Here is a 22,788-nt window from a genome sequence, read left to right on the forward strand (position 1 = left end):
CATGACTGCTTACTGGATTGCACATGTAACCATCCATGACATGCAACAATACCAACACTATATGCAATTGGCCCCCGCTGCATTTCAGAAATATGGCGCTAAATTTTTGGCTCGTGGCGGTGACTCACATAGCTTAGAAGGTCATAAATTTAGCCGTCATGTTGTGATTGAGTTTGCGGACTTAGCAACGGCACAAGCATGCTATGACTCCGAAGAATATAAAGCTGCTCGTCTCGCTCGTGAAGGTTGTGCCGATGTAATGATTAGTTTGGTTGAATCAGTCTAACTATCTGAATAATTTTATATTCTTAATCAATTGAACACTCGAAGATAGATGATGTTCTTTCATGGACTGATATTACATTTTCGTTTTAGCATATAGCCAATACCGATCTGAACATTAGGTTGGGGCAAAATGATCAAATCGGTATTTGATTGGCTATATCGGTTTAGAGGATGGCTTCAATACCTGCCACCTGCCCATCAAATTCGTCAATTGCATCAATCAAGACATCCCAGAGGTATAAAGCAGCCGCACGGTCGCACAGCAGATTAAACTTTTGGGTTTGAGCATCACTGATATTAATCAAAATCGCATTAATACGTGCGACGGAGGTCTGCACTACCTGTCCAACAGTAAAAGCCTGTTGTTGTAGATCAACTCCACAAAGTTTTGCCATAACCAGCGCTACATGCTGCCCTGTTAACTGAATCCATGCATGGCTGTCTTGACGCGGCAATAAATAATTTGCCCGCTCATCCATCGTCCAGCCTTGTTCAAGCTGGCTGACACGTTCACCAAAGTCATGTAGTGAACCCAATACACAATATTCAGTAAAGGATAAACGTGCGACCCAGCAACCATCTTCTTGGAGTAAGGCTTGGTTGGGCTGCTCAGGCAGTTGAAAACCATAGCTTGTTAGGTAGTCAGCAGCATCTTGTCCACGAAAACCGACTCGAGATAAATTGGTCAAGTCGACGATTGCACACTGCTGAATCTGTTTTTCTGCGTCTATATCTATATCTTTTAAAAATTGTTTACCCAAGCCAAAAGTTTGATAGGACGCAGTCGTACTTTTCGCAATCGGGCTACGTTCCACTTCGTATAATGCGTTCATATTTAAATCTCCTGACGTTGGTTTTTCGGGTCATAGAAAGGGGCTTTTACCACTGTCGCATGCACCACATGGCCTTTTTCTACCCGAATCGGGAATTGCTGCCCAATTTCACTTTGCTCGATTCCGACATAAGCCATGCCAATAATTTGATCTAGTGTAGGCGAGTATTCACATGAGGTAATATTTCCAGAAATATCATTACCATCCAATACAATATGACCTTCAAGTGGCTTTTCTTGAGTTTTATCTAAAACAAAAGAGACCAATTTACGTTTTAAATTTTGTGCCTCTAAAATTTCAATGGAACGTTTACCCACAAACCAAGGTTTACTCCGTGCCACTGCCCAACCCAAATCCACTTCTTGAGGATGCGTCATCCCATCAGTATCTTGGCTAATGATGATATGGCCTTTTTCTAAACGTAACAGACGTTGGCTTTCCACCCCAAAAGGTCGCATGTCAAAGGCTTGACCTGCTTGCATGAGCTTATCCCACATAAATTCACCATAGCGTGCTGGGAAGTGGATTTCATAGCCCAACTCACCGACAAAACCAACCCGTAAAATACGGACAGGAATGCCATAAATAGTGCCTTCTCTCAGACCTAAGTACGGAAAGGCTGCATTGGATAAATCCACGTCATGACAGACCATTTGCATCACTGCACGTGAGTTCGGACCTGCAATATTCACCGCCGCAAGCGCAGTAGTGACATTGGTAATATCCACATTCAAACGCCATTGCACATTCCACTTCAACATTTGTTGATAGATGCGATCCACTCCACTGGTGGTGGCTGTCACGTAAAAATGATTTTCACTGAGGCGCCCTGCAACCCCATCATCAATCACGACACCATCTTCATTCGCCATAACCGCATAACGAGTTTTTCCTACTGGCAATTTTGCGAATCCAAAGGTATAGAGGCGGTTTAAAAATTCAGCACTGTCTAAACCACGAATCTCTAAGCCCCCCAAAGTCGACACATCAATCATGCCGACATTTTGGCGCACATTCTGCACTTCACTTTCGATATGTTGCAGACGTTTATTGGCATCTCCGTAAAATGCAGGACGTTGCCAATTCCCCGCGGGCATCATTTTTGCACCAGCTTCGACATGGCGTACATGCATTGGGGTTTGGCGGAACGGATCGAAACCACGACCCGCAACATGCGCAAGTTTTTCTGCGGTAAATGGTGGACGTGCAGTGGTTACACCTGTTTCACTAACACTACGATCGGTCGATTTCGCCACTAAACGCGCAGTTGGCAAGGCTGAATGCCGACCTTGCGATGGTCCCATACCAACGGTTGAAAAGCGTTTGACCAATTGCACATCACGATAGCCGCTCTTGGTGGCATTCACGATATCTTTAATTTGTAAATCTTCATCAAAATCGACAAATTCTTTGCCTTTAGGATGACTAAAGATCGGCCAAGGGAAATTCACATCTTGATCTGAGAATTGTTGCAGCGATAAACCCTCATCTGCTTGCCCCCACGCTTGTGCAGCCGCCAATTTTGCAGTTTGTTGCGCATTTTCTAGCACATTCTCAAGCGTATGTATCCCATTCACTGAACCTGCAACATACAGTCCTTTTGGTAAACCAGAAAGGGTAAATTCAGCTTTGTGGTCGTCATAACTGAGCTTGGCACCTGCCTGACAAAGCAACTGATACACTGGCATATAACCCGAAGACATACACAGTACATCACAATCAATTTTTTTAGACTCTGGAGCTACTTCACCTTCAGAGACAATCTTACGAACATCAACACCCGTTAAACGATGCATATGTTTTTCATGCAGTGCTTCGTAAACAGTGCTGCCCATATAGCACGGAATTTTTTTGGCTTTGAGTGCCCCGTAAAGTGCAGGATCCTTCGCTGTTTCTCGCATGTCGACCAATGCCACAACATTTAGGCCAGCATCAATGAAATCCAGCGCAGCCAAATAACCATCATCATTACCTGTCAAAATCGTAATCTTCTGACCCGGTTGAACGGCATAGAGTTTCATTAAACGCTGCACCGCACTGGTTAAAATCACCCCTGGCAAATCATTATTTCGAAATACCACCGGTTGATCAAAGCTACCACTGGCGACAATGCATTGCTTTGCGCGGACTTTGTATAAGCGCTTGCCTTGAATCACAGGCAGATAATGATCGGTAAACCATGCGTTACAGATGGATTCGGTCATTACGGTAATATTGGCATGCTGCTCAACTGCACTCAGCAATTGTTGACGTAAAGCCTCGGCTTTTTCACCTTTAAGATCGAAACGTGCATAGTTCAGACTACCACCGAGAATTTTATCTTGCTCAATCAGCAATACTTTGGCACCTGCATCCGCAGCACTGAGAGCTGCTTGCAGCCCCGCTGGACCTGCACCCACAACCGCGATATCGGTAAATAAATAGGCTTTGTCGTAATATTCAGGTTCGAAATTGAGATCCAAGACCCCTAAACCTGCTTTCTTACGAATTAAGGGTTCCCAAAGCTTCCACACCCCTTTCGGTTTATAAAAAGAGCGATAGTAGAATCCGACTGGCATAAATTTGGAAAACCTTCCTAAAAATGCATCCGAGTCTTTCATCAGGGAACCTGAGAAATTTTGCCCGCCAGAAACCAATCCAGAATGAATGGTCGTCGTATCTGCTAACACATTGGCTTCATGTGGCAATTGGATTAAAGTATTGGCATCTTGACCAGCCATAGTGAGTGGCGCACGAGGACGATGGTACTTAAACGAACGGGACATCACCCAACGCTGGTTGGCAATCAAGGCACTGGCGATACTATCCCCTGCGAAACCTTTAAATTTTTCAGCGTCAAATTCGAATTCAATTTCTTGGCTACGATCAAGTAATGTACCGTAAGGCAAAGGGAGTCGGGGTAAGTTTAAATTGCTCATGCTAATGACTCCTTCTGTTGCTGTTTGACAGCTGTTTTTTCGCTTTCTACGGCTACAAATTCGACGCGCGTATTAAAAATTTCTTTGGCATCAAAAGTTCGGATAATTTCATCTGTTACGGTATGGCGTTCTGCGATAAACCAGTAACTACTGGGGGTATGCATCCACCATTCACTTACAATTCCTGCGGTGTTATCGCTATTAAAAACGTAGTCTGCCCATTCAATATCGGTACAAGTATTTTGATCTGGCATCTGTTTGACTTCACCACCATAGGTAAATTCACTGATGTTACGAGGTCCATTTAAAGGACAATGCATAATTTTCATCTGATATTCTCCTTAATGGCTCGCAGCCGTTGCACCCATTTCATTGACTTGCTGGAAGCGACTAAAACGTTCTAATTCAAAAGGTTTTATCATTTCTGGTGTGCGACCTGTCGCGACCAGTTCAGCCATAGTTTTTCCACAAATTGGCGTTGCTTTAAAGCCCCATGTGCCCCAGCCTGCATCTAAGTAGTAATTGTCATAGGGCGAGTGCCCCATAATTGGACTGTAGTCTGGGGTCATGTCCGTAATCCCAGCCCATTGACGCATAAGTTTGGCATTGGCCATAAAAGGAAACATTTCAATGGCATGGGCAAGTAAACTTTCTTTCAAATCCAAAGTCGAACGAGTGTTATAAAGTGGGTACGGATCAGAGCCACCACCAAAAACAATCTCACCACGACTGGTCTGTTGCACATAGCAATGTAAGGCAGAAGAACTTACCAGTGGATTTAAGAATGGCTTAAATGGTTGAGTGACCATGGCTTGTAGGGGGTAAGTATGAATCGGTGCACGAATGTTTAACTTATTCATTAGAATAGAAGATGCACCTGCAATTGCCTGAACAATACAACCACAGCGGACAGTTCCACGGTTAGTTTTAACAGCGGTGACTTTATTCTTCTCAATCACAAAGTCCTGTACTTCAGTTAACTGATGAATTTCCACCCCACGTTTGGCCGCTTCTTTGGCATACCCCCAAGCTACAGCATCATGTCGTGCGGTCGCACCATCGATGTGCCATAGACCTGCTAGAACGGGTAAATATCCTGGGTCAAGATTTAAGCTCGGTACAAGTTCTTTAATTTGTTGACGGTCAATCATTTCTGTACGACCACCAAAGTGTTTATTCACTTCAGCACGTTGTCTAAATGCACGAACGGTTGAGTCGGTATGCGCTAAAGTCAACTGACCACGTTCCGAGTACATAATGTTAAAGTCAAACTCATTCGATAGATCTTTAAACATCCGGACAGATTCAGCGTAGAACTTCACCCCTTCTGAAGTTAAATAATTTGAACGAATCACTGCGGTATTACGTGCTGTATTTCCACCGCCAAGATATGATTTTTCCAATACAGCGACATTTTTAACACCATGATATTTAGCGAGATAATAGGCAATTGCTAAACCATGCCCACCGCCACCAATAATGATGACATCATAGTGAGATTTCAGTTCCTTTGGTGGAGGTAAATCTACTTCCACAGGATACTCATTACTTAACCCATACTTCAGCAGACTAAAAGGCATGGCGTAATCCTCCGCGGTGCGATATAGCACCTATCAATAATTCTATAAATCTGGGTGTTGCAAGCGGGCAGCTTGTACGGTGTTTTTCATTAGATAGGCAATTGTCATTGGACCTACACCTCCGGGTACTGGGGTCATTGCACTCACCATAGGTAAGACATCATTGAAGGCCACATCACCCACTAAGCGTGGTTTGCCATCTTCGAGAACTCGGTTAATTCCTACATCTATAACTACGGCATCGGCTTTTAAATAGGATGCAGTAATCATATTTGGCCTTCCGACAGCTGCGACTAAAATGTCGGCCTGCTGACAGACCAGATGTAAGTCTTGAGTCTTAGAATGCACAACGGTAACGGTACAATTTTCTTTTAATAGCAAGGCAGCCATGGGCTTGCCTACAATATTTGAACGACCAACAATAACGGCATGTAAACCACTCAAATCTTGGCCTAAAGTTTCTTTAATCAAGCGAACACAGCCAGTCGGGGTACATGGTGTAAGTACATCTCTCCCTTGGCTCATCCCGCCGACATTTTCACTGTGAAAACCATCGACATCTTTTTTAGGGTCAATGTGCTCTAGCACTTTTATTTCATCAATATGCTTAGGCAATGGCAGCTGTACCAAGATGCCATGTACAGTGGGATCGGTATTTAATGTGTCAATGGTTTTAAGCAAATCCACTTCACTTAACTGTTCATCAAATCGGAACTCTAAAGAACGAATGCCAACAACATTTGCTTTTTCAACTTTATTGCGTACATACACATGGCTCGCTGGATCATCCCCTACCAAAACCACAGCCAGACATGGATCAATTCCCTTCTGTTTGATTTTGCTGACATCGGCTTGTACTTCCTGCAACACTTGATGTGCGATGGATTTTCCGTCGATGATTTTGTTATCTTCGCGTTGTAATAATGCAATGCTCATTTGAACACCACTGTACGGTTGTCATTCATAAATACGCGATGCTCAACAAAATATTTCACCGCCTTTGAAAGTGCGATCGTTTCAGTATCGCGACCAACAGCCACAAGATCTTCAGGAAGATAAGCATGGTCTACGCGTTGTACAGCTTGCTCGATAATTGGACCTTCGTCTAAATCACTGGTTACGAAATGTGCTGTTGCACCGATGAGCTTTACCCCACGATCGAAAGCTTGGTGGTATGGTTTTGCCCCTTTAAATCCAGGTAAAAATGAGTGGTGAATGTTGATGGCACGACCTGCCAATTGAGTACATAAATTATTTGATAAAATCTGCATATAGCGCGCTAAAATCACCAATTCAGTTTTTGTTTCATCAACAATTTTAAGGAGTTCTTCTTCTTGCTGTTGTTTGGTTTCTTTAGTCACAGGAAGGTAAATAAACCGAATGCCTTCACGTTCAGCAACTGCACGTAAGTCTAAATGGTTAGAAACAATTGCTGTAATCTCAAAATTTAACTCACCTTTATGCTGGCGATATAATAGGTTCAGTAAACAATGATCAAACTTACTCACCATGATCATGACTTTCATGGGCTTTTTCTTTTCATAAAATTGTGCATTCAATGAAAACTTGTCTGACACCTCTGCAAAGCCAAGTTTTAGTTGCTCAAGATCTCCATTGCCATCATTGAAGCGAAAAACAATACGAGTAAAAAAGCGTCCAGTAATTTCATCGTCATATTGCGACATTTCACTAATAAAACAATTATTTCCTGCTAGATATCCTGAAACTGCAGCGACAATACCAGAGGCAGCTGGACAAGAAATTTTTAAGACATACTGGTTAACAAGATCGTGAGACATGGTATTTCCTCAATATAAATTTGTAGGAAGCCGGAATCTGAAACTAAATAAATTCCCTAAAAGAAATATTTTTTCCTACAGGGAATTTATATAAGATTTTTTTTAGATCGTCCATCTATTTTTTATATTTTTATTTATATAAATCAAAACTTTATGGTTATTTTGGACGTGAAAAACCAGGGTAATGTTCACTTGATCATTACCCTGTTATAAATAGACATTTAACATAAAACTTCGATTTTATGATATTGCTTAAGCTGAAGTAATGAGGCAAATGGATTATCAGATTGACAAAGATGATTGAGCTGTTCATGAAATTGATGCTCAAAAATATCATTACAATGTATGGTCCACCCTTTGGTTAAATGGGTTTCAATATTCTCCATATACAATTCACATGACTTCTGCCCAATTAAGCGAATATCTTTAATTTTAAATAAACTGAATTTACTCATCTGAGTCACTCTACTAATCAACATATTTAAAGCTAGCAAGGAATATGCCATATTATTATTTATATATATTTCAGTATGTTATATTTAAATAAATTACATAAATTCCTGACAGGAAATTTTTATGCATTAATTTTGCGCATTCAGCTACAGCTCCGTTTAGTTTTGTTGCATTTAGATTGAAAGGAATCGTGTGGCCATGCGTAAAGAGAGTCGAAATAGCGATTTGATCATTAAACAGCACTGAATCGCGGCATCGGCATAAGTTTGATTTCGTCCGTGTTTGCCTTATGGTTGAGCATACTATTGAGTCGTAGGATCTTTCCTCGATTTATTAATGCTCAGTTATAAGCGGACCAATTGGTTAAGCGGTAGATTTTAGGTGCAGGCTTCTTCATTTAGAAATTATATTGCTGAAGAAGACTTTTAGAATAGGTTTATGCAAAAAATCCAAGTAAAATTAGAAACAGCTCAAGCTATCGCAATAGTTAAACTGATTTAATCTTTAATAGGACAGTGGTAAATATTAACTATTTCAATTAATTATAAAAGCATATTTATAAGATGTACCTTCTTAATCAAATAAGAAAAATATTAGACTTCCTTCATAAATCATTTTTCAATCAATTTAATTGTTTATCTTTCACCCAATCTAAATTGTATATGCCAGCAAGTAAATTAAACCGCAGGTTTAATCTTTTACGACGATTTCTATATACACAAGATAAAATCTTAAAACATTTCATCCTTCCAAATACATGCTCTACTTGAATTCGTCTACGACCAATCTCTCTATTTAACTTTTTTAATTCAGAATCTAGTTTTTCAGTTTTCTTTGCTTTAGATGGCATGAGGCATCCAAAACCCAATTTCTTTATCCCTAAATAACCCTTATCAACGATAAAAAAGGGCTTAAATTTTAATTTCCTCATACTTTTTTTAAATATTTTAAAATCATGCATGCTTCCATGACTTCCACATACACTCAGTATTTCACCTGTTGTATAGTGCATAGATAGCTGAAATTTAAAGGTATGTCGCTTTTTTTTACCGCTATACCATTTCTTCTGTTTTTTTTGGACGTTGAACTAATATTTCAGTTGCATCAATCACAACAACTTCCCAATCCACTTCATCTCGATTAGGAAGTTGTTTTGGCAAGTTAAATTTTCCAGAACGGATTAAGGTATCTTCAATAACACGTGTGATACGAATTGCACTCGTTTCAGATACACCGTAACTCATACCAAGATGGAAAAATGTTCGATATTCTCTCCAATATTCTATACATAAGAGCAAACGATCTTCCAACGGTAATTTATGCGGTCGTCCTTTACCAATATGACGAGGTAAATGCTTATTTAGCTCGGCCAACATGAGGTTAAATGTAGCCCAACTAACACCGGTAAGCCTACGAAACTTAACGTTTGATAATTTTTGAATATCTTTGAATTTCATCCAAGGATTATCTCTTGAATTAAATAATTTTGCTGATTAATTTAAGATCAAATAAATTGTACGTTTTTTGATTTATGACGGAAGTCTATTGTTCATATAATTTTGCATACTTCATCGATGAATTTTTTAAAATGATAGATGATCGACTCCCCTTTTTGAGTTAATTGATATCCATCAATACCATTGAAGATTGTTTTCTCAACTAGTTGCAATTGAATCAGTAATAAAAGTTTTCTAGATAGTACGGCTCGACTTTGTTGCACAAAGATTTGAAATGCAAAGCGCCCCTAATTGAGCTAAATTTAAGGCGTAACTTGGGTAAGTGGTCGACCTAATTCCGTAAATCTGTTAAGGACTGCTACACGTGCATGGATCTCATTCACTTGGCTATCAAAACTCCTTGCACTGAGTTTATCTCCTAATAATTTGATGCAATGCATCTTAGTTTCAACCAAACTTCGCCGATGATAGCCTGACCATTTTTTCCATAGTGTCCTGCCTAAACGTTTAATTGTTCGAAGTAATTCATTTCGCTCTAGCGAGCTACTCTTTGTATCTTTCCATGGTTTCGCATTTTTTCTAGGTGGAATCACCGCATGCGCTTGCCGATCTGCAATGACCTGACGGCATTGCTTGGTGTCATAAGCTCCATCGGTATAAACACAGTTAATCCGCTCATCTTGTGGAATCTGATTAAGTAAATCACCAAGCACCTGTGAATTACTGACATTATTGGTTGTAAGCTGAACTGCTCGTATTTGTAGGGTTTTAGCATCTATACCAATATGAAGTTTACGCCATTGGCGACGATATTCAGGTCCATGTTTCTTGCATTTCCATTCGCCCTCACCTAGAAACTTCATGCCTGTAGAGTCCATGAGTAGATGCAGCCCATCGCTACTTTTTTGGTAGCTGATTACAATATCAATATGCTTTTGTCTTCTACAAAGCGTGGTGTAATCTGGAGCTATCCAATTTAATCCGCAAAGTTTAATCAGACTTTGCACAAAGCCAGTGACCATACGTAAAGACAGACGGAATAAGGATTTAATCATTAAGCAGCATTGGATGGCTGCGTCGGAGTAGGTTTGATTTCGCCCTTGTTTGCCTTTTGATGGCGCATACCATTGCGTAGCAGGATCAAACCAAATGGCAATATTTCCGCGACTCATGAGTGCTCGGTTATATGCGGACCAATTGGTTGTGCGGTAGATTTTGTGTGTAGGCTTCTTCATTTAGAAATTATATCGCTGAAAAACCCTTTACAGATAGGTTTGTGCAACAAAGCCATTCAGCTCGCGTACATACCGCTTTGCAAGGCGTTTGTTCATCAGAAGGTGCTTTTCAAGGTGCATTTGCTTATGCAAAAGACCGTTTAGCAATGCGTTCACTTTCAGGACCAAAAAATCCTGAAAAAGAAGCAGACCCTATTATTGTTCATCCTGCTGTACGCAACATGTTATTGACACAAAAATGCTTTGCTGAAGGTGGTCGTGCATTGGTGTATTGGTTAGCGAGTCAAATTGACTTACTACATCATGCTGAAACAGAAGAGCAGCGTAAACATGCGGATGATCTGATGAGTTTAATTACTCCTATCGCCAAAGCATTTCTTACGGAAATGGGATCAGAAGCAGCAAAACACGGCGTGCAAATATATGGTGGACATGGATTTATTAGTGAATGGGGCATGGAACAAATTGTACGTGATACACGCATCTCTACTCTTTATGAAGGAACCACTGAAATTCAGTCATTGGACCTAATTGGTCGAAAAGTGATTCAAAGTCGTGGAGAACTTCTGCAAAAATTCACCAAGATCATTCACAAGTTTTGTGAAGAAAATCGAGACAACAAGCAACTCTCATCTCATATTGAAAAGCTCTCTTCATTGAACAAACAATGGATTGATTTATCCATGAAAGTTGCAGTTGACGGCATGATGGATCCTGAAGAAGTTGGCGCTGCTGCGGTAGATTTTATGTATTTTTCAGGTTATGTCACTTTTGCATATTTATGGGCTTGGATGGAAAAAACAGCTATTGATCAACTCAAAAATCAACCAAGTGATTCTGCTTTTTATGAAGCAAAAGTTAAGACGTCCCAATTTTACTTCAAAAAAATCTTACCTAGAGCCCAAATGCATGTTGAGGTTATAAATGGTGGTTTAGATGTTCTAATGCAGCATAAGGAAGAAGAGTTTATTTTTTAAAAATTTTTAAATGTGAGAGCTAAAGCTCTCACATTTTTCTATTAGATAAAAAATTATTAATAAAACTCAAAATTACTTAATATGATCCAACAAAAATAATAGCGTAATATATCTCCGAAAGTTCTCCTCTTAAACGCATTTTTTATTTGTATATCAGAAAGCTAAACTATACCAGCATGGACTACTTTAATTGCTCGTTCCACAAAAGTTAGCAGCTCACCATCTACAATTTGGACCTGATCAGCAGCAGCGTTTGTGTCATGATGAAATTGGCCAGCATAGCTATTTATTTCATTCAATTCATTGGTAATATTTTGAGCATAAACTAATGGATTAGGATGTTGAGCAGTGTTTATCTGCTGAACAACAGTGCCAAATAAATGACCTTGAGTTATAAGTCCAGGGAATCTTCTGTGCAAATAGCCTTCAAGCATAGGTCTAATTGATCTTGCGACTTCCATACTACTTTGAGCATTACCAGCCTTATATTCCTCTAGTAGCCGATGACTTTTGAAATATGCACTCTCACATTCCTGATCAATATCTATCTGATCAAAATTACTATAACGATTAGTAACGGCTTTCAATGTAAGAAACTTAATGTTATTAGATGGAATATTACTGCGAATCAGATCATCACGTAAGTTCCTCAAAAAATGAATATCATGAGCGATAATCACTAGCTGCTTACTACTATCGAACAATCTCTTTAATACTGTTCGTGTTTGCTGCTTTCTATTCAAATCAAAACTACACATCGGATCATCAATAATGATAATTTTATTAGCCAGATCAGGAGTAGACTCCGTTGATGCAATGAAAAATGCAAATGCTAAAGTTCTCTTATCACCTTCACTTAGTGATGTTTTAAAGTCTGGAACACCGCCGCTTAATGCAATGTTTGCTCCACGCATTTCCAAAGAGTAGTCACTTCTCAAACCACCGCGATAATTAAAATCGATACTTGGAATGAGAAATTGCGCTCCAAAACTCCGCAGTAGTTGATTAATACGGTCTTTGTAACTATTTAAAGTGGTTTCCATGACTAGATTTAACGCTTCTTTTTTGGCTTGTTTCACACTTTGAGCAGTAGATTCAGCCTGTTTACTAGTGTCAAGTTGATTAAATAAGTCAATAGTATGTGCACTAAAGCGAATTTTTACTAATTCCAATTCTTTAATTTGTTGCTCTAGTAGCCCAATATTCAACCCACCCAAACTTTCCTTGTATTGAGTAATTTGTTGGAGCGCATTATTAATGTTGTCATTGCATGAATTTACAGCGTTGATGATCACCTGCCATTCATCATGAATTTGATTTGACTGCTCCGCGATATCGACTGATTCTAATAAATTACATTCTTTTTGCTGTTTTAAGGTCTCTAATATACATCTAATATTTGAAAGAGCTCCACGGGCTTCTGCTTCATTAAAAATTGGATAGGCGATTTCTAGATGTTCTTGCCAACCACCAATAACAGCGTTAGTTGTTTCACAACGTGACTTCAATCTGTCAATTATCCCATCCGAGCAGACTTGATTAATTAAGCTCCCTAACCGCGCCACATCAGATTTTAAGCCTCTATACTCTTGATTAAAATAGCTTTGATATGCTTGAATAATCTCGACCCCCTCAAGTGATTGATCGCAAAACGGACAATTATCCGACTCTATATAACCTTGTCCATCACTTATCCATTTCTCCAAACCATTTTTCTGATGCTTATCTAAATGTGCTTTTACTTGTTGTTCAGCAGTCTGGTTAATGTTAGCAATTGAAGTTCCCATAATTTCAATAATGGGATTAATATCAATACTTGGAGATTCAAGTAACTGTGGTAATGCTTTGGCTTGAATCAATACAATATTACGAGCTTCAGCAATTTTGCCATTAAGTTCAATAATCTGCTCATTAGCATCAGGTATATCTTGAAGCTGTCTAAACTGAAGTAAAGTACGTCCCTGATGAATGAGAGCCAACTGGTTAGTTATACTACTAACAACCCCCATGGCACTCCTCAAATCTTGATCAGCTTGATCATATTCTTGTTGAGCAGTAACTGCTGTTGCACCTATAGCAAATTTTAATAAATTTTTCCTTTGATCTGTTGATACTTGCCCTCCTGCATAAACATTCTGCTCAACAAAATCAGAATCAAAAACAAGAATCTCAGGGCGACTAATATCCCAACTACCATTTTTAAATCTTGACCAATTCCCATTTGAAAATTGAAAGTCAACTTCTTGGTTGTTAGTTCCGTCAATCGTACGACGGTTGATTACTAAAGCTGGGTTATTTGTACTGCATGAGCGAAACAATGAGGCTAGCGTTGATTTACCCCTTCCATTATCGGCATATATAAAAGTTGCCTTTTGAAATGCATATTGGCGTCCATCAGCATCATGCAGCAACCCGACCCCTTTTACTTTATGTATTCTCTCTAACATTTATTATTTACCTTTCTTCATTTTAATTTGCGAATAATGAATTATAGTATCGTATATCGATTGCTCTATATTTTCTATAGCATTGACCATATAAAATTAACATTAAATCAAACTATTATGTTCATAATAGTGAAATTTTGACATCGATATTCAATTGGAGAAAAGCATTTTGAATGCCATTAAAACTGTATTGAGTTCAAAATCATTAAAGATCATACACAGGAATCGTTCTAAGTTTTTGATTAGGTGCTTTGGTACGAAGTTGTTCATCTAAAGATGCCCCACTTAGCCAGTTTTAAGTCATTAACTTAGCTTTACGCTCAGCTCTGCTAATCAGCCATGTCAGCAATAATGAAGGAATCAAAAAACCTCCTGTTTTTTCAGCACACATCATACGCTCGAAGCTGTTGTTCTAAGCTTTGAAGAATTTCAAAACATGCAGGAAATCGTTGAAGCTGCTCGGCGTGAACAGCTAGGACAACAGATGGTTTGTGATCTGTTGGATATTGCTCAGTTAACTGGTCAGCCGATCAAACATATGCTTTTGAATAAAAAAGAAGTGTTTGAAGAAGCAGAAGGGCAATAAGCATGGCTGTTGGTGTTATTTATCGAATTTTCGTAAGATTTGGTTCAGATACCCTTGAAGGGAAAGAGTGTTATACAGTTGAAATTGGTAAACTAATTTAACCGTTGTACTTTAGATTCGATTACAAACCAGCGTAATAGCTCCAACCTGATCTAACAGTTACCGATATTTGCATAAGACTGTCTAAGATCAGCTCAATCGGATTTCTTAAAGAGGGAATTTTACCCCTATTTAACATAATGGGGCTTATGCCGAAACAACAAAAAATGGGAGCTGATATGATAGCTCCCATTTTTTATTTTTGTTCATGTTCTTTGTAGTACTGATGTGCTCTCTTAGAATTATGTTTCCAACTTTTAGCAACTTTATAAACGCAAGTCGGAAAATCATCCCAAACTTGAGGTAAGCCTGCACCACGTGCTACTCGAATTTTAAGCGAATAACTTTTGTATTCAATACGATGCAAAAAATAAAAGCTACGCTCTTGCTGAAAACTAAATTTCTTAAATATAGCACTTCTGACATTAGGGTAAACCTTCCAAAGATAATCGTGTCGAGTACTTTGTATTGATTGCTTGTATTGATGTTTTAGTTTTTTCATTGTTCCTCCTAGGTAACATTACCTAGAAGGGATCCTCTGCGAAATAGTACATCGTCTTTAAACCTGTGAATTAAAAATTAGTATATAAAAATATCACCAAGTAGTATGAAATAAACTACTGCAAGGTAGTATAACTAAAATCAATGTATACAATATGTGAGACTCATTATTTACTAAATACTGTCTTGTTTATTAGACTCAGGAAAAATATGAGGAATTCAAAACATTCTTAGCATTAAATCCTGAAGCAGGAGATGTAGAGCCTAATGCAGGTGGAGTCCAATCCATAGGAAAAACTCATCATTGAGTCATCTTTATTTCCGGCCAAATCGTTCCAATTCAGCTTCATTAAAATCCTCATTAAACATCTGCTTCACCCGATGTTCTCTTTTTAACGTTGCTACTGTTTGAAAGAAACACGCCTCACATAAATGCAGTTCATACTGTTCTCCATCATGCTTCGCCCCCTTGCCCCAATTGGCTGACAGGACAGCATAGTTCAGTTGAGTAGATTCAATGCAGACGTCACATAAAACCTCTGTGGCTTGCTCTATGTCTTTGTGTTGCTCTAAATCTTCGTGTTCTTTTCTTTCCACATTGCTCTCCTCACTTTTGATCCCTATGAGATTTATGTCAGTGACTAAACTAAAGCAATCATGATCTCACCTTCTTGTATTTCACTGGGTGGATGGAAGATACGACCCTCTTCACGATAAAAGTCCACACTGGTGAACAGCGCATCTTTGGCCATCTTCAGCGCATCCTCGAAGTTGTCACCACAAGTCATTGCCTCAGGAATATCTCAAAAAGAGACGTTGTACGCTTGCCCTTCTTGTTCGAATTTTGCTGGATAAAACACTGGACTACACACCATGCTTGAATTCCTTTGAAATACTGATCGAACCATTCATTTCTTGTTTTAAAAGCCCCTGCCTCAGCAAGGGCCGGTCTTGATCACTATTCCAATCTGATTATCTAAAGTAATAACCCAACGTATCGTCTTTTGAGTCTCCCCACCCTGTCCAGATCTGAGTGAGTTCTACATAGTGCTGATTGACGCTTTTGACCTTATATAAAAAGCTACGGGGTGGAGAGGTCTCATTGAGGCGTATTTTTTCGATTAAGATAAAGGTCTTGTCATCCAACCATCTGACCCTAAGATGTAGGGGATCCTGACACTGTCCCAATTCTGCATACATCGCAGCATCTTTGCCATTTTTGGAGAAGGACAAGCCGGCACATTGAACATCAGGGATGTCCATCACTAGACGTTTTCCCACAAGACTTTCTTTGGCACCCGCACAGGCCCAGCTTGAAAGGCTGAGACATAAACCTGCTAAAAATATTTTTTTCATGACGTTACTCTTTCTTTATTCAGTTGAAGTGGTTTAAAACACATTGTCAATAAAGCCACACTGTAAAATGTGCTGTGATGGATTCACGGGATGGTCATACAGACTGATATAGGCAATCATGTCGGTCAGATCAGAAACATCCCGTTTATAGTGCTGGGTATAGATGTAAATCTGTTTAGGGCTGTAACGCTTTCCGTTTTGAAAGACCTCCCCGTTAAACACCTTTAAATGCGGATACTGTTGAAAGACCTGCTGGGTCTTGGTTCGTTTCTCATTGTCATGTGCTGAGGCTTGATCCCACTGCTGTTTAAAGCGTTTAAATTGCTGCCCGCTATAGTGACTGAGCTGAATCTTTAAACCCGCTTCAATTTTTTCTTTGGTTTGGGCCATGTCATCATTGCGATAAATCGAGGTACTTGCCCCAGCCACACTGACCTGCATCAAAGCCTCGATGCGTTGAATCGGATTGCGTTTATCTTTGGGCAAATAGACCTCTATTTCAGGACAATCCTCACAGTAGTTTTCATCGTCTGGATCATCTACAACAGTTGATTTTTGCTGGGTGTATTGCTGTTTAAATTGTTGTTGCAGCATTGTTCGCTTAGAGGCTGCGGTATACGTCCAATCTCCCGTGGCCAGTTGATTGCTAAAGGACTGTTCTTGCTTGGCCCAATCCAAACAGTTTAAGCCCTGCTCTAAAGTCACTTCATTAGAGGTGGAAACAGGTTGAGCTGTCGCTGTCTGTAATACCAGTAGTGAAGCACTGGCAAGTAAAAATAGTCTCAGCTTAAATGTCATCGGATGGTTCTCCTGATGAGCGTTGTTCACCGGACTGATCATCAACCTTAAACCAGTAGGCATAGTCTTCAGCTTTTCCATCCACCCATACATTCTTCACATTGACGTCATAGATCACGTTGTATTCCATTGCGCTAAAATGAAATTGCAGATTATTCGCCAATAAACCATAGCTGATATTGTCATACTGGATGTTGCTGATCGTTTGGATGTGCTGATTATCCCGTCTCGTCACTGTCAGTTTTGCCTGAGAAAAATCCACCGTATTGTTGGCATAGGCATTTTGTGGATTGACTAATATCGACAGGGATAAAGGTTCAGTTTTTGAAAAGAATTTCTTTGGATAGGCATGATACGGATAGGCAATCACCCCTTTCGGCATCGTGGTGCTTAAGGTTTGTGATGCATAGGGATAGACCACTTTCATGGCAGCGCCTAAGATGGTCGATACGCTTTTAGCCTCGGTATTGGAGACTTCGCCATAGGCGGTTTTATTCAGGAAGGGACTCAAGATATGACGTCGATGACCAATGCTGCTCGAGTTTTTTTCAATCAACCAATTGATCAAATGGGTATCTGCACCGTAGCTGGCTAAAGGCTGATAGGCTTGAATAAAGTTCAAGTTCGATGTCGAAGTACCCTGATAGCCAATATCACTAAAACAGTGCCATGTTCCATCTGGATAATGTGAAGTCTTTTCATTCACTGCCAACAGCATGGAGGCTTGCATCATCTGATCTTCATAGGCTTGGTCATAGCGAACTTTCGGCAGATGGTGTAAGGCACGGATCTCATTCAGGGTATTGATAAACAGCTGCCGCTCCGCCTCACTGGGTCTCCCTGCCTGACAGGCATTCAGATCTTTGTGCTGCTCTGCATCATTCTCAATGACATCCACCACCATCGTGCTATTCACAGGCAGAAGCTGTGAGGTTCCCGCCTGTGTCAGTTTTAAACTACATTTGCCTAAATCTAAGGCTTTTAACTCGCCTTGTTCGAAGTCACAAATACTCGGACTTTCACTGCTAAAACTGAGGGCCAGATCTTGATCCGTCTTTAGGTTCAACTGATAGGCCTGACCTTTGAGAAAGCGCTGGAGCTGTAAGGGTTCAAAGCGTTGTGCTGTCTTGTTTTTACAGATCCCTTCTTGGAGATATTGCGTTTCAGAACACGTGACAGGCTGAGGTGAAGTACCGCCATCGTTTGCTCCATCCGTTCCACCACTATTGGAACCAGTGCTTCCGCCTGAACCACCACCGCCACATCCGGCCATCGCCATACTGATGACCAGCATCAAGGTGCTGGTTCTAATCGATGCTATCCCCGTTTTTGAATGTTTCATCATTTTATTCGCCCTCTTATTCTTGGTTTTTATTGGTAATGATCAGCCGACAGCAGTTGACGAATTTCACTGGCCATTTTTGGGCTACGCCAAGGAAACAACACTTTGAGGCAGTAATGCGGTTTGAATTGATCTCGTGTTCCAATATTGACTTGGTATTCTCTTTTGACTGGGCTGCGATGTTCGTGATGGTGGATATGCGTTCCCGTCATCGGATTGCTGGTGACTGTGCTGGTATAAGAGACTTTGTCTTCAACTAATTTGAAGTGACCGACCGACGTAATATAGTCAAAGGGGTATTTCACTAAACGCTGTTCGGGTTCATCAAACAGGATGATGGTTTTATGCTGACTGTTAATCCAGACCCCACGATTGTGATAATTAAACTGTTCACCTTGACGGGTCAGTTGCTCCGTCATGCCTGCAAAATAGGTATTGCCATATTCATAGAAGTAATAGGTGATCACAAACCATAACAGCCAAATGCCAAAAAATAGAGAACCAAACCAGCCAAAGGAAAAGACTTTGGCCATAATTAAAAAGATGACGATCGGCGCCACAATGCACTTTATAAAGACTTTGGATTTTGGTGGGCGATTTTCGATTGGAATGATTTTTGGTTGAGTGAATTCAGACATCATTGTTCCCCGCATGTTCAATGCAATTGACAATCACAAGGGGATATAAAAATAAGTATTTTTTATAGGCGTGATTGAGCCATCCACCTTAGAGATTGTTCGTGTAAAAATGTTTTTTTAATACAGCTTAAAAATTAAAATCAGTGCTGTATGCCCTGTTGAATGACACAACAAGGTTGAACAGGTGCGGAGGCACAATAAAGAATAGATGGATACAGCATGAGAAGCTCCTTGAATCTTAAGAAGCTCTGCCGATTACTGCTAAATAATGGTGGCAGAGCAAAAGAGGGTTAGCAGACTGGGATCCAAGGAACCAGCACGTCAAAGACGTCCCCCTCCTGCCCTACCATAGAAAAAAAGGGGGACGAGAAGGTCCACAAAAAATAGACAGGCTATTTTCTGTGCTGGATCAACGGTCTGCTAAAACCGACTGGCAATGTAGGCCAGCGAGCTCATATTAGATTTATCCAGCGCTTTAGTCAATTTCGCGATACGATAAAATTCACATGATCGGCTTGAATAAATTCAGTTAAGTTGTTGATTTCACCCATAAGCTCAAATTAAAACCAACGATGGGCTCATTTTGATGCTATGGATCGGTCTAAAATGAACTGCTCTTCTGTAATAAAATAAATGAATAAAATGATTGAATAGATCTTCGCCCAACATTCACTTTTTTAAGTGGATCTGAAGAAAAACCCTGGTGTATCAAACGAGATACTTCTCTTCATCATAGGTAGCTCTAGCCGTCAGACTTCCCCAATAACTAAAGCTTAATCAATGAATTAATGAAATGTTGCGTTTTGTAAATATAATCAAATACAACGTTGACAGCTCACGGGATACGCAGATAAGCTTATAGGACACAGCAAAATCTGTGTTCAGGCGTAGGAAACCTGATACAATCTAGGTGCAAATTAATGTCGCACTCGCGGCTATTTTTTTGCCTACTGTTTTAGCAGTCGCTATGGCAGTTTGGCAGGACAACCGTAAGGTTGGCTGATCCTAGATTCAGTATTTCCTACTCCTGTCGAGCTGCCACCATCACCGTAGGAAAGTGATGCTGGTAAGTATTTAAAACTTATCTAGGACCACTGCTATGAACGCTACTTTTCATGGTGCATACACTTGCACACCTAAAAAACAAGCCTCTCAACTGATTGTTGAACTTGGCAAGACCATTTCAAATCCCCAGCGCCAAAGCTTAACCCATCTTTATCAAGCACTTGATACTGCAGACTCCTTGCTGACCGAGCTTGAGCATGCGCATCAAATTATTCGTCAATGCATGCGCCAGATGAATGATGAACAAATCGCTGAAGTCGCAAAACTCAATCAAAATAATCATACCCCTTCGCTCTGGGCATTCCGTACCCATCAACGTCAGAACCTGATTGAACGTGCTGAGCGTCTTTTGGGAGCACGTTATGTCCAAGCATAATCAGCATATTCTGCTGGCTCCCTCGGACTACCCTTTAATTGCTTCGCCTACGCTTGCAAAAGCGTATGGCGTCGCAGCCGCGACTTTCCTACAAAAGCTGCATTACTGCTTAGAAAAAAATGATGCTCAAGTTCACAAAGGAAAAAAGTATTGGTTTCATAGCTATGAGCAATGGCAACAAACCCTCGGGATCTATAGTGTCTCAACCATTAAACGGATCGTCGCTAAATTAAAACAGGCAGAGATTTTAGTGATTAAAAAGCTCTCAAAAAATAAATGGCTCCAAACCAATTTTTATTCAATTAACTATAAAAAGTTAAAACAACTGATCCAACCGAATACTCAAGCTCAACCGCAATCGTCGGTGCAAATGACAAATACAACTGGTACAAAGCCTGAAAGAAGTACAAATCCACTTAAAGACACCCAAGCTGATACGCTAACGCAGTCAATTCAACACGCGTTTCACACTCTCAAAACTCAGACAGATACACCCACACAGTCCTTAAGACCAGCGAAAAGTTCCGTACAACCGAAAATTGTCATTTCTGGAAATACGACGGCACAAGGATTGAGTCAGCCACGCTCTCCAATTGCATCACATGAAATTTTGAAAAATATGAACCCTGATTATCGTCATTTTTATCAAGCGCTGTTGCAGCAGCGCGTTGATATTCATTATGCAGATCAGCGCATTCAGCATTTACTCAAACAGCAGAAACACGTGATTCGACATATTGCCTATATCAAACAGCATTTTTCAGGTCAGGATCGTTATCAATGGCATGCACTTGAGCAATTGCAAATCGACAGCTATTTAATCAAGTAAGCAAGTTCATCTTATCCAGATTGAACTTGCTTATTAGAAACTATCCTTACACTGAGAATCAAAATAAATTAGAAGTCGAAATCATTAGATTTTGGCTTCTGAACAATATCATTATTTTCATATTGATACTGATTTTTTCTGGACAATTCAAGCTGATACTCGGCTTGATGCAATTCATATAAATTCGCTTCTCGAATCTCTTTAACTGTTTGCCTAACCATTTGAATTTTTTCTTGAATATTCGGATCTTTACTATGTAAATAATGCCTCGGTATTTGCGGAACATCTTTTAAATTTGTCCCATTTTTTTGATTATAATCTTCATTCGATAAACATGAGACCTTATTTTCGACGTGGAACTTAATTCCGTAGATCTCCACCTCTTTAATGGGTGCATATTCTTTTAAAAATTTATTTATGACATTTTCTGTGATTTTTCGATAATGATTAATTTGATGACGACCGAGACCAATTACATCTGCTGTTAGTTTCTTGGCACCGCCTCTCTCAGGATTCTTTGGACAGTGTCTTTGAAAATACAGTTCTGGTGTTCGTTCAATACCATCATAAATACTTCGCTCTGAATATAATAAATGTAGGTGTGGTTGTTCATAACGCCCATCTAGGGTTGAAACATGATTGTGGATGGCAAAGCTGTAGGGCATCTGATATTGACCGCAGAATTCATATATAAGTTGATTTGATAAATCTATCCGCTGCATATAATTGAGTTCTTTCGGCAGAGCCACGGTAATATGCGTAGATGTCCTCCCCTTCATACTTTCATATTGATCCGCTGCATTCCAAAATACTTCGGGGCAATCAGCTGCCCAGATTGGCATATTGGCTGATGCTGTATATTCAAGCTCTTCAATATCTTGTTTATGCGTTGAAAAATATAATGTTCGCGTAATGTAGTGATAACCGAGTTCTGAAGAATGTCTAAATTTGTCTCTACGCAAATTTTTATGCTGAATTTTTAGTTCTTTCACATTATGACGTAAATCAAAATAATACATATACAAATCCAATTTCAAATAAAGAAAATGGAGCATATAAAATTATTCAAAAATTTTATTCGTTTGATACAGAAAATGAAAAAATAATGCGATTTTTTTATAGAAAATATATCAGCATCATAAATGTATGTACTTTTAACGTGTAACACCCCCCAGTTTTAACGTGTAACAACAGAAATTTTAACGTGTAACACC

General features: G+C 39.7%; 20 protein-coding genes and 4 pseudogenes. 5 read left to right on the forward strand and 19 right to left on the reverse strand.

What is annotated here, in order from left to right; translation table 11 throughout:
- The first annotated feature begins 1 nt into the window (after nucleotide 1).
- Complete coding sequence (locus AC4CU3_RS01530; RefSeq protein WP_279683172.1) at nucleotides 2-286, forward strand: DUF1330 domain-containing protein; 285 nt, start codon at nucleotides 2-4, stop codon at nucleotides 284-286.
- A gap of 163 nt (nucleotides 287-449) precedes the next feature.
- Here AC4CU3_RS01530 and AC4CU3_RS01535 read toward each other — a convergent pair whose 3' ends face one another.
- From AC4CU3_RS01535 to AC4CU3_RS01580, 10 genes and pseudogenes are all read right to left on the reverse strand, one after another.
- Nucleotides 450-1,118 (reverse strand): sarcosine oxidase, encoded by a 669-nt coding sequence (locus AC4CU3_RS01535; RefSeq protein WP_279683171.1) that lies wholly within the window; start codon nucleotides 1,116-1,118, stop codon nucleotides 450-452.
- Nucleotides 1,119-1,120: 2 nt separating this feature from the next.
- Nucleotides 1,121-4,036, reverse strand: coding sequence for a glycine cleavage T C-terminal barrel domain-containing protein (locus tag AC4CU3_RS01540; RefSeq protein ID WP_279683170.1), 2,916 nt, complete (start codon nucleotides 4,034-4,036; stop codon nucleotides 1,121-1,123).
- Nucleotides 4,033-4,365 (reverse strand): sarcosine oxidase subunit delta, encoded by a 333-nt coding sequence (locus AC4CU3_RS01545; protein ID WP_279683169.1) that lies wholly within the window; start codon nucleotides 4,363-4,365, stop codon nucleotides 4,033-4,035. Before AC4CU3_RS01545 ends, AC4CU3_RS01540 begins: the two co-directional genes overlap by 4 nt.
- A 12-nt stretch (nucleotides 4,366-4,377) precedes the next feature.
- Nucleotides 4,378-5,616, reverse strand: a complete 1,239-nt coding sequence (locus AC4CU3_RS01550) for an FAD-dependent oxidoreductase (protein WP_279683168.1) — start codon at nucleotides 5,614-5,616, stop codon at nucleotides 4,378-4,380.
- A gap of 42 nt (nucleotides 5,617-5,658) precedes the next feature.
- The gene (folD, locus tag AC4CU3_RS01555; RefSeq protein ID WP_279683166.1) at nucleotides 5,659-6,552 is read right to left on the reverse strand and encodes a bifunctional methylenetetrahydrofolate dehydrogenase/methenyltetrahydrofolate cyclohydrolase FolD; all 894 of its coding nucleotides are present in this window, start codon (nucleotides 6,550-6,552) and stop codon (nucleotides 5,659-5,661) included.
- Nucleotides 6,549-7,415 (reverse strand): formyltetrahydrofolate deformylase, encoded by an 867-nt coding sequence (gene purU / locus AC4CU3_RS01560; protein ID WP_279683164.1) that lies wholly within the window; start codon nucleotides 7,413-7,415, stop codon nucleotides 6,549-6,551. Before purU ends, folD begins: the two co-directional genes overlap by 4 nt.
- 635 nt (nucleotides 7,416-8,050) lie before the next feature.
- Nucleotides 8,051-8,265 (reverse strand): annotated as a pseudogene (locus tag AC4CU3_RS01565) (transposase); the annotation flags it as partial.
- A gap of 225 nt (nucleotides 8,266-8,490) precedes the next feature.
- Nucleotides 8,491-8,883 (reverse strand): annotated as a pseudogene (locus AC4CU3_RS01570) (transposase family protein); the annotation flags it as partial.
- Nucleotides 8,884-8,920: 37 nt separating this feature from the next.
- Entirely contained in the window at nucleotides 8,921-9,244 is a 324-nt protein-coding gene (locus tag AC4CU3_RS01575; protein ID WP_032031561.1) for an IS5 family transposase, read from the reverse strand.
- Nucleotides 9,245-9,627: 383 nt separating this feature from the next.
- Nucleotides 9,628-10,560: an IS5 family transposase gene (locus tag AC4CU3_RS01580; RefSeq protein ID WP_490737944.1), complete on the reverse strand. Its 933-nt coding sequence runs from the start codon at nucleotides 10,558-10,560 to the stop codon at nucleotides 9,628-9,630.
- A 53-nt stretch (nucleotides 10,561-10,613) separates the two neighbouring features.
- Here AC4CU3_RS01580 and AC4CU3_RS01585 point away from each other — a divergent pair.
- Nucleotides 10,614-11,537 (forward strand): annotated as a pseudogene (locus AC4CU3_RS01585) (acyl-CoA dehydrogenase C-terminal domain-containing protein); the annotation flags it as partial.
- A 161-nt stretch (nucleotides 11,538-11,698) separates the two neighbouring features.
- Here the strand turns inward: AC4CU3_RS01585 and AC4CU3_RS01590 are convergent.
- Entirely contained in the window at nucleotides 11,699-13,984 is a 2,286-nt protein-coding gene (locus AC4CU3_RS01590) for an AAA family ATPase (RefSeq protein WP_490737945.1), read from the reverse strand.
- Between the two features lie 394 nt (nucleotides 13,985-14,378).
- On the opposite strand from AC4CU3_RS01590, the pseudogene AC4CU3_RS01595 reads away from it, so the two are divergent.
- Nucleotides 14,379-14,570 (forward strand): annotated as a pseudogene (locus AC4CU3_RS01595) (type II toxin-antitoxin system Phd/YefM family antitoxin); the annotation flags it as partial.
- A gap of 295 nt (nucleotides 14,571-14,865) precedes the next feature.
- Here AC4CU3_RS01595 and AC4CU3_RS01600 read toward each other — a convergent pair.
- From AC4CU3_RS01600 to AC4CU3_RS01630, 7 genes are all read right to left on the reverse strand, one after another.
- Complete coding sequence (locus AC4CU3_RS01600) at nucleotides 14,866-15,171, reverse strand: hypothetical protein (protein ID WP_279683722.1); 306 nt, start codon at nucleotides 15,169-15,171, stop codon at nucleotides 14,866-14,868.
- 314 nt (nucleotides 15,172-15,485) lie between these two features.
- Nucleotides 15,486-15,767: a hypothetical protein gene (locus AC4CU3_RS01605; protein ID WP_490737946.1), complete on the reverse strand. Its 282-nt coding sequence runs from the start codon at nucleotides 15,765-15,767 to the stop codon at nucleotides 15,486-15,488.
- A 44-nt stretch (nucleotides 15,768-15,811) separates the two neighbouring features.
- Nucleotides 15,812-15,970 (reverse strand): type II toxin-antitoxin system HicB family antitoxin, encoded by a 159-nt coding sequence (locus AC4CU3_RS01610; RefSeq protein ID WP_490738453.1) that lies wholly within the window; start codon nucleotides 15,968-15,970, stop codon nucleotides 15,812-15,814.
- A gap of 172 nt (nucleotides 15,971-16,142) precedes the next feature.
- Nucleotides 16,143-16,526, reverse strand: coding sequence for a hypothetical protein (locus AC4CU3_RS01615; RefSeq protein ID WP_279683716.1), 384 nt, complete (start codon nucleotides 16,524-16,526; stop codon nucleotides 16,143-16,145).
- Between the two features lie 33 nt (nucleotides 16,527-16,559).
- A complete protein-coding gene (locus tag AC4CU3_RS01620) occupies nucleotides 16,560-17,324 on the reverse strand; it encodes a hypothetical protein (protein ID WP_279683714.1) in 765 nt (254 codons plus the stop codon).
- Nucleotides 17,314-18,669 (reverse strand): CAP domain-containing protein, encoded by a 1,356-nt coding sequence (locus AC4CU3_RS01625; protein WP_490737947.1) that lies wholly within the window; start codon nucleotides 18,667-18,669, stop codon nucleotides 17,314-17,316. The genes AC4CU3_RS01620 and AC4CU3_RS01625 overlap by 11 nt, the downstream gene beginning before the upstream one ends.
- A 26-nt stretch (nucleotides 18,670-18,695) precedes the next feature.
- Nucleotides 18,696-19,319 (reverse strand): hypothetical protein, encoded by a 624-nt coding sequence (locus AC4CU3_RS01630; protein ID WP_490737939.1) that lies wholly within the window; start codon nucleotides 19,317-19,319, stop codon nucleotides 18,696-18,698.
- Between the two features lie 1,084 nt (nucleotides 19,320-20,403).
- On the opposite strand from AC4CU3_RS01630, the gene AC4CU3_RS01635 reads away from it, so the two are divergent.
- Together AC4CU3_RS01635 and AC4CU3_RS01640 are read left to right on the forward strand one after the other, a co-directional pair.
- Entirely contained in the window at nucleotides 20,404-20,745 is a 342-nt protein-coding gene (locus AC4CU3_RS01635) for a hypothetical protein (RefSeq protein WP_333640488.1), read from the forward strand.
- Nucleotides 20,732-21,574, forward strand: coding sequence for a hypothetical protein (locus tag AC4CU3_RS01640; protein WP_490737948.1), 843 nt, complete (start codon nucleotides 20,732-20,734; stop codon nucleotides 21,572-21,574). Before AC4CU3_RS01635 ends, AC4CU3_RS01640 begins: the two co-directional genes overlap by 14 nt.
- A 68-nt stretch (nucleotides 21,575-21,642) precedes the next feature.
- On the opposite strand, the gene AC4CU3_RS01645 is transcribed toward AC4CU3_RS01640, so the two are convergent.
- Nucleotides 21,643-22,593, reverse strand: coding sequence for a MobA/MobL family protein (locus AC4CU3_RS01645; protein WP_029575044.1), 951 nt, complete (start codon nucleotides 22,591-22,593; stop codon nucleotides 21,643-21,645).
- Between the last annotated feature and the right edge of the window lie 195 nt (nucleotides 22,594-22,788).

The organism is Acinetobacter sp. 802_lipA, assembly GCF_058242885.1.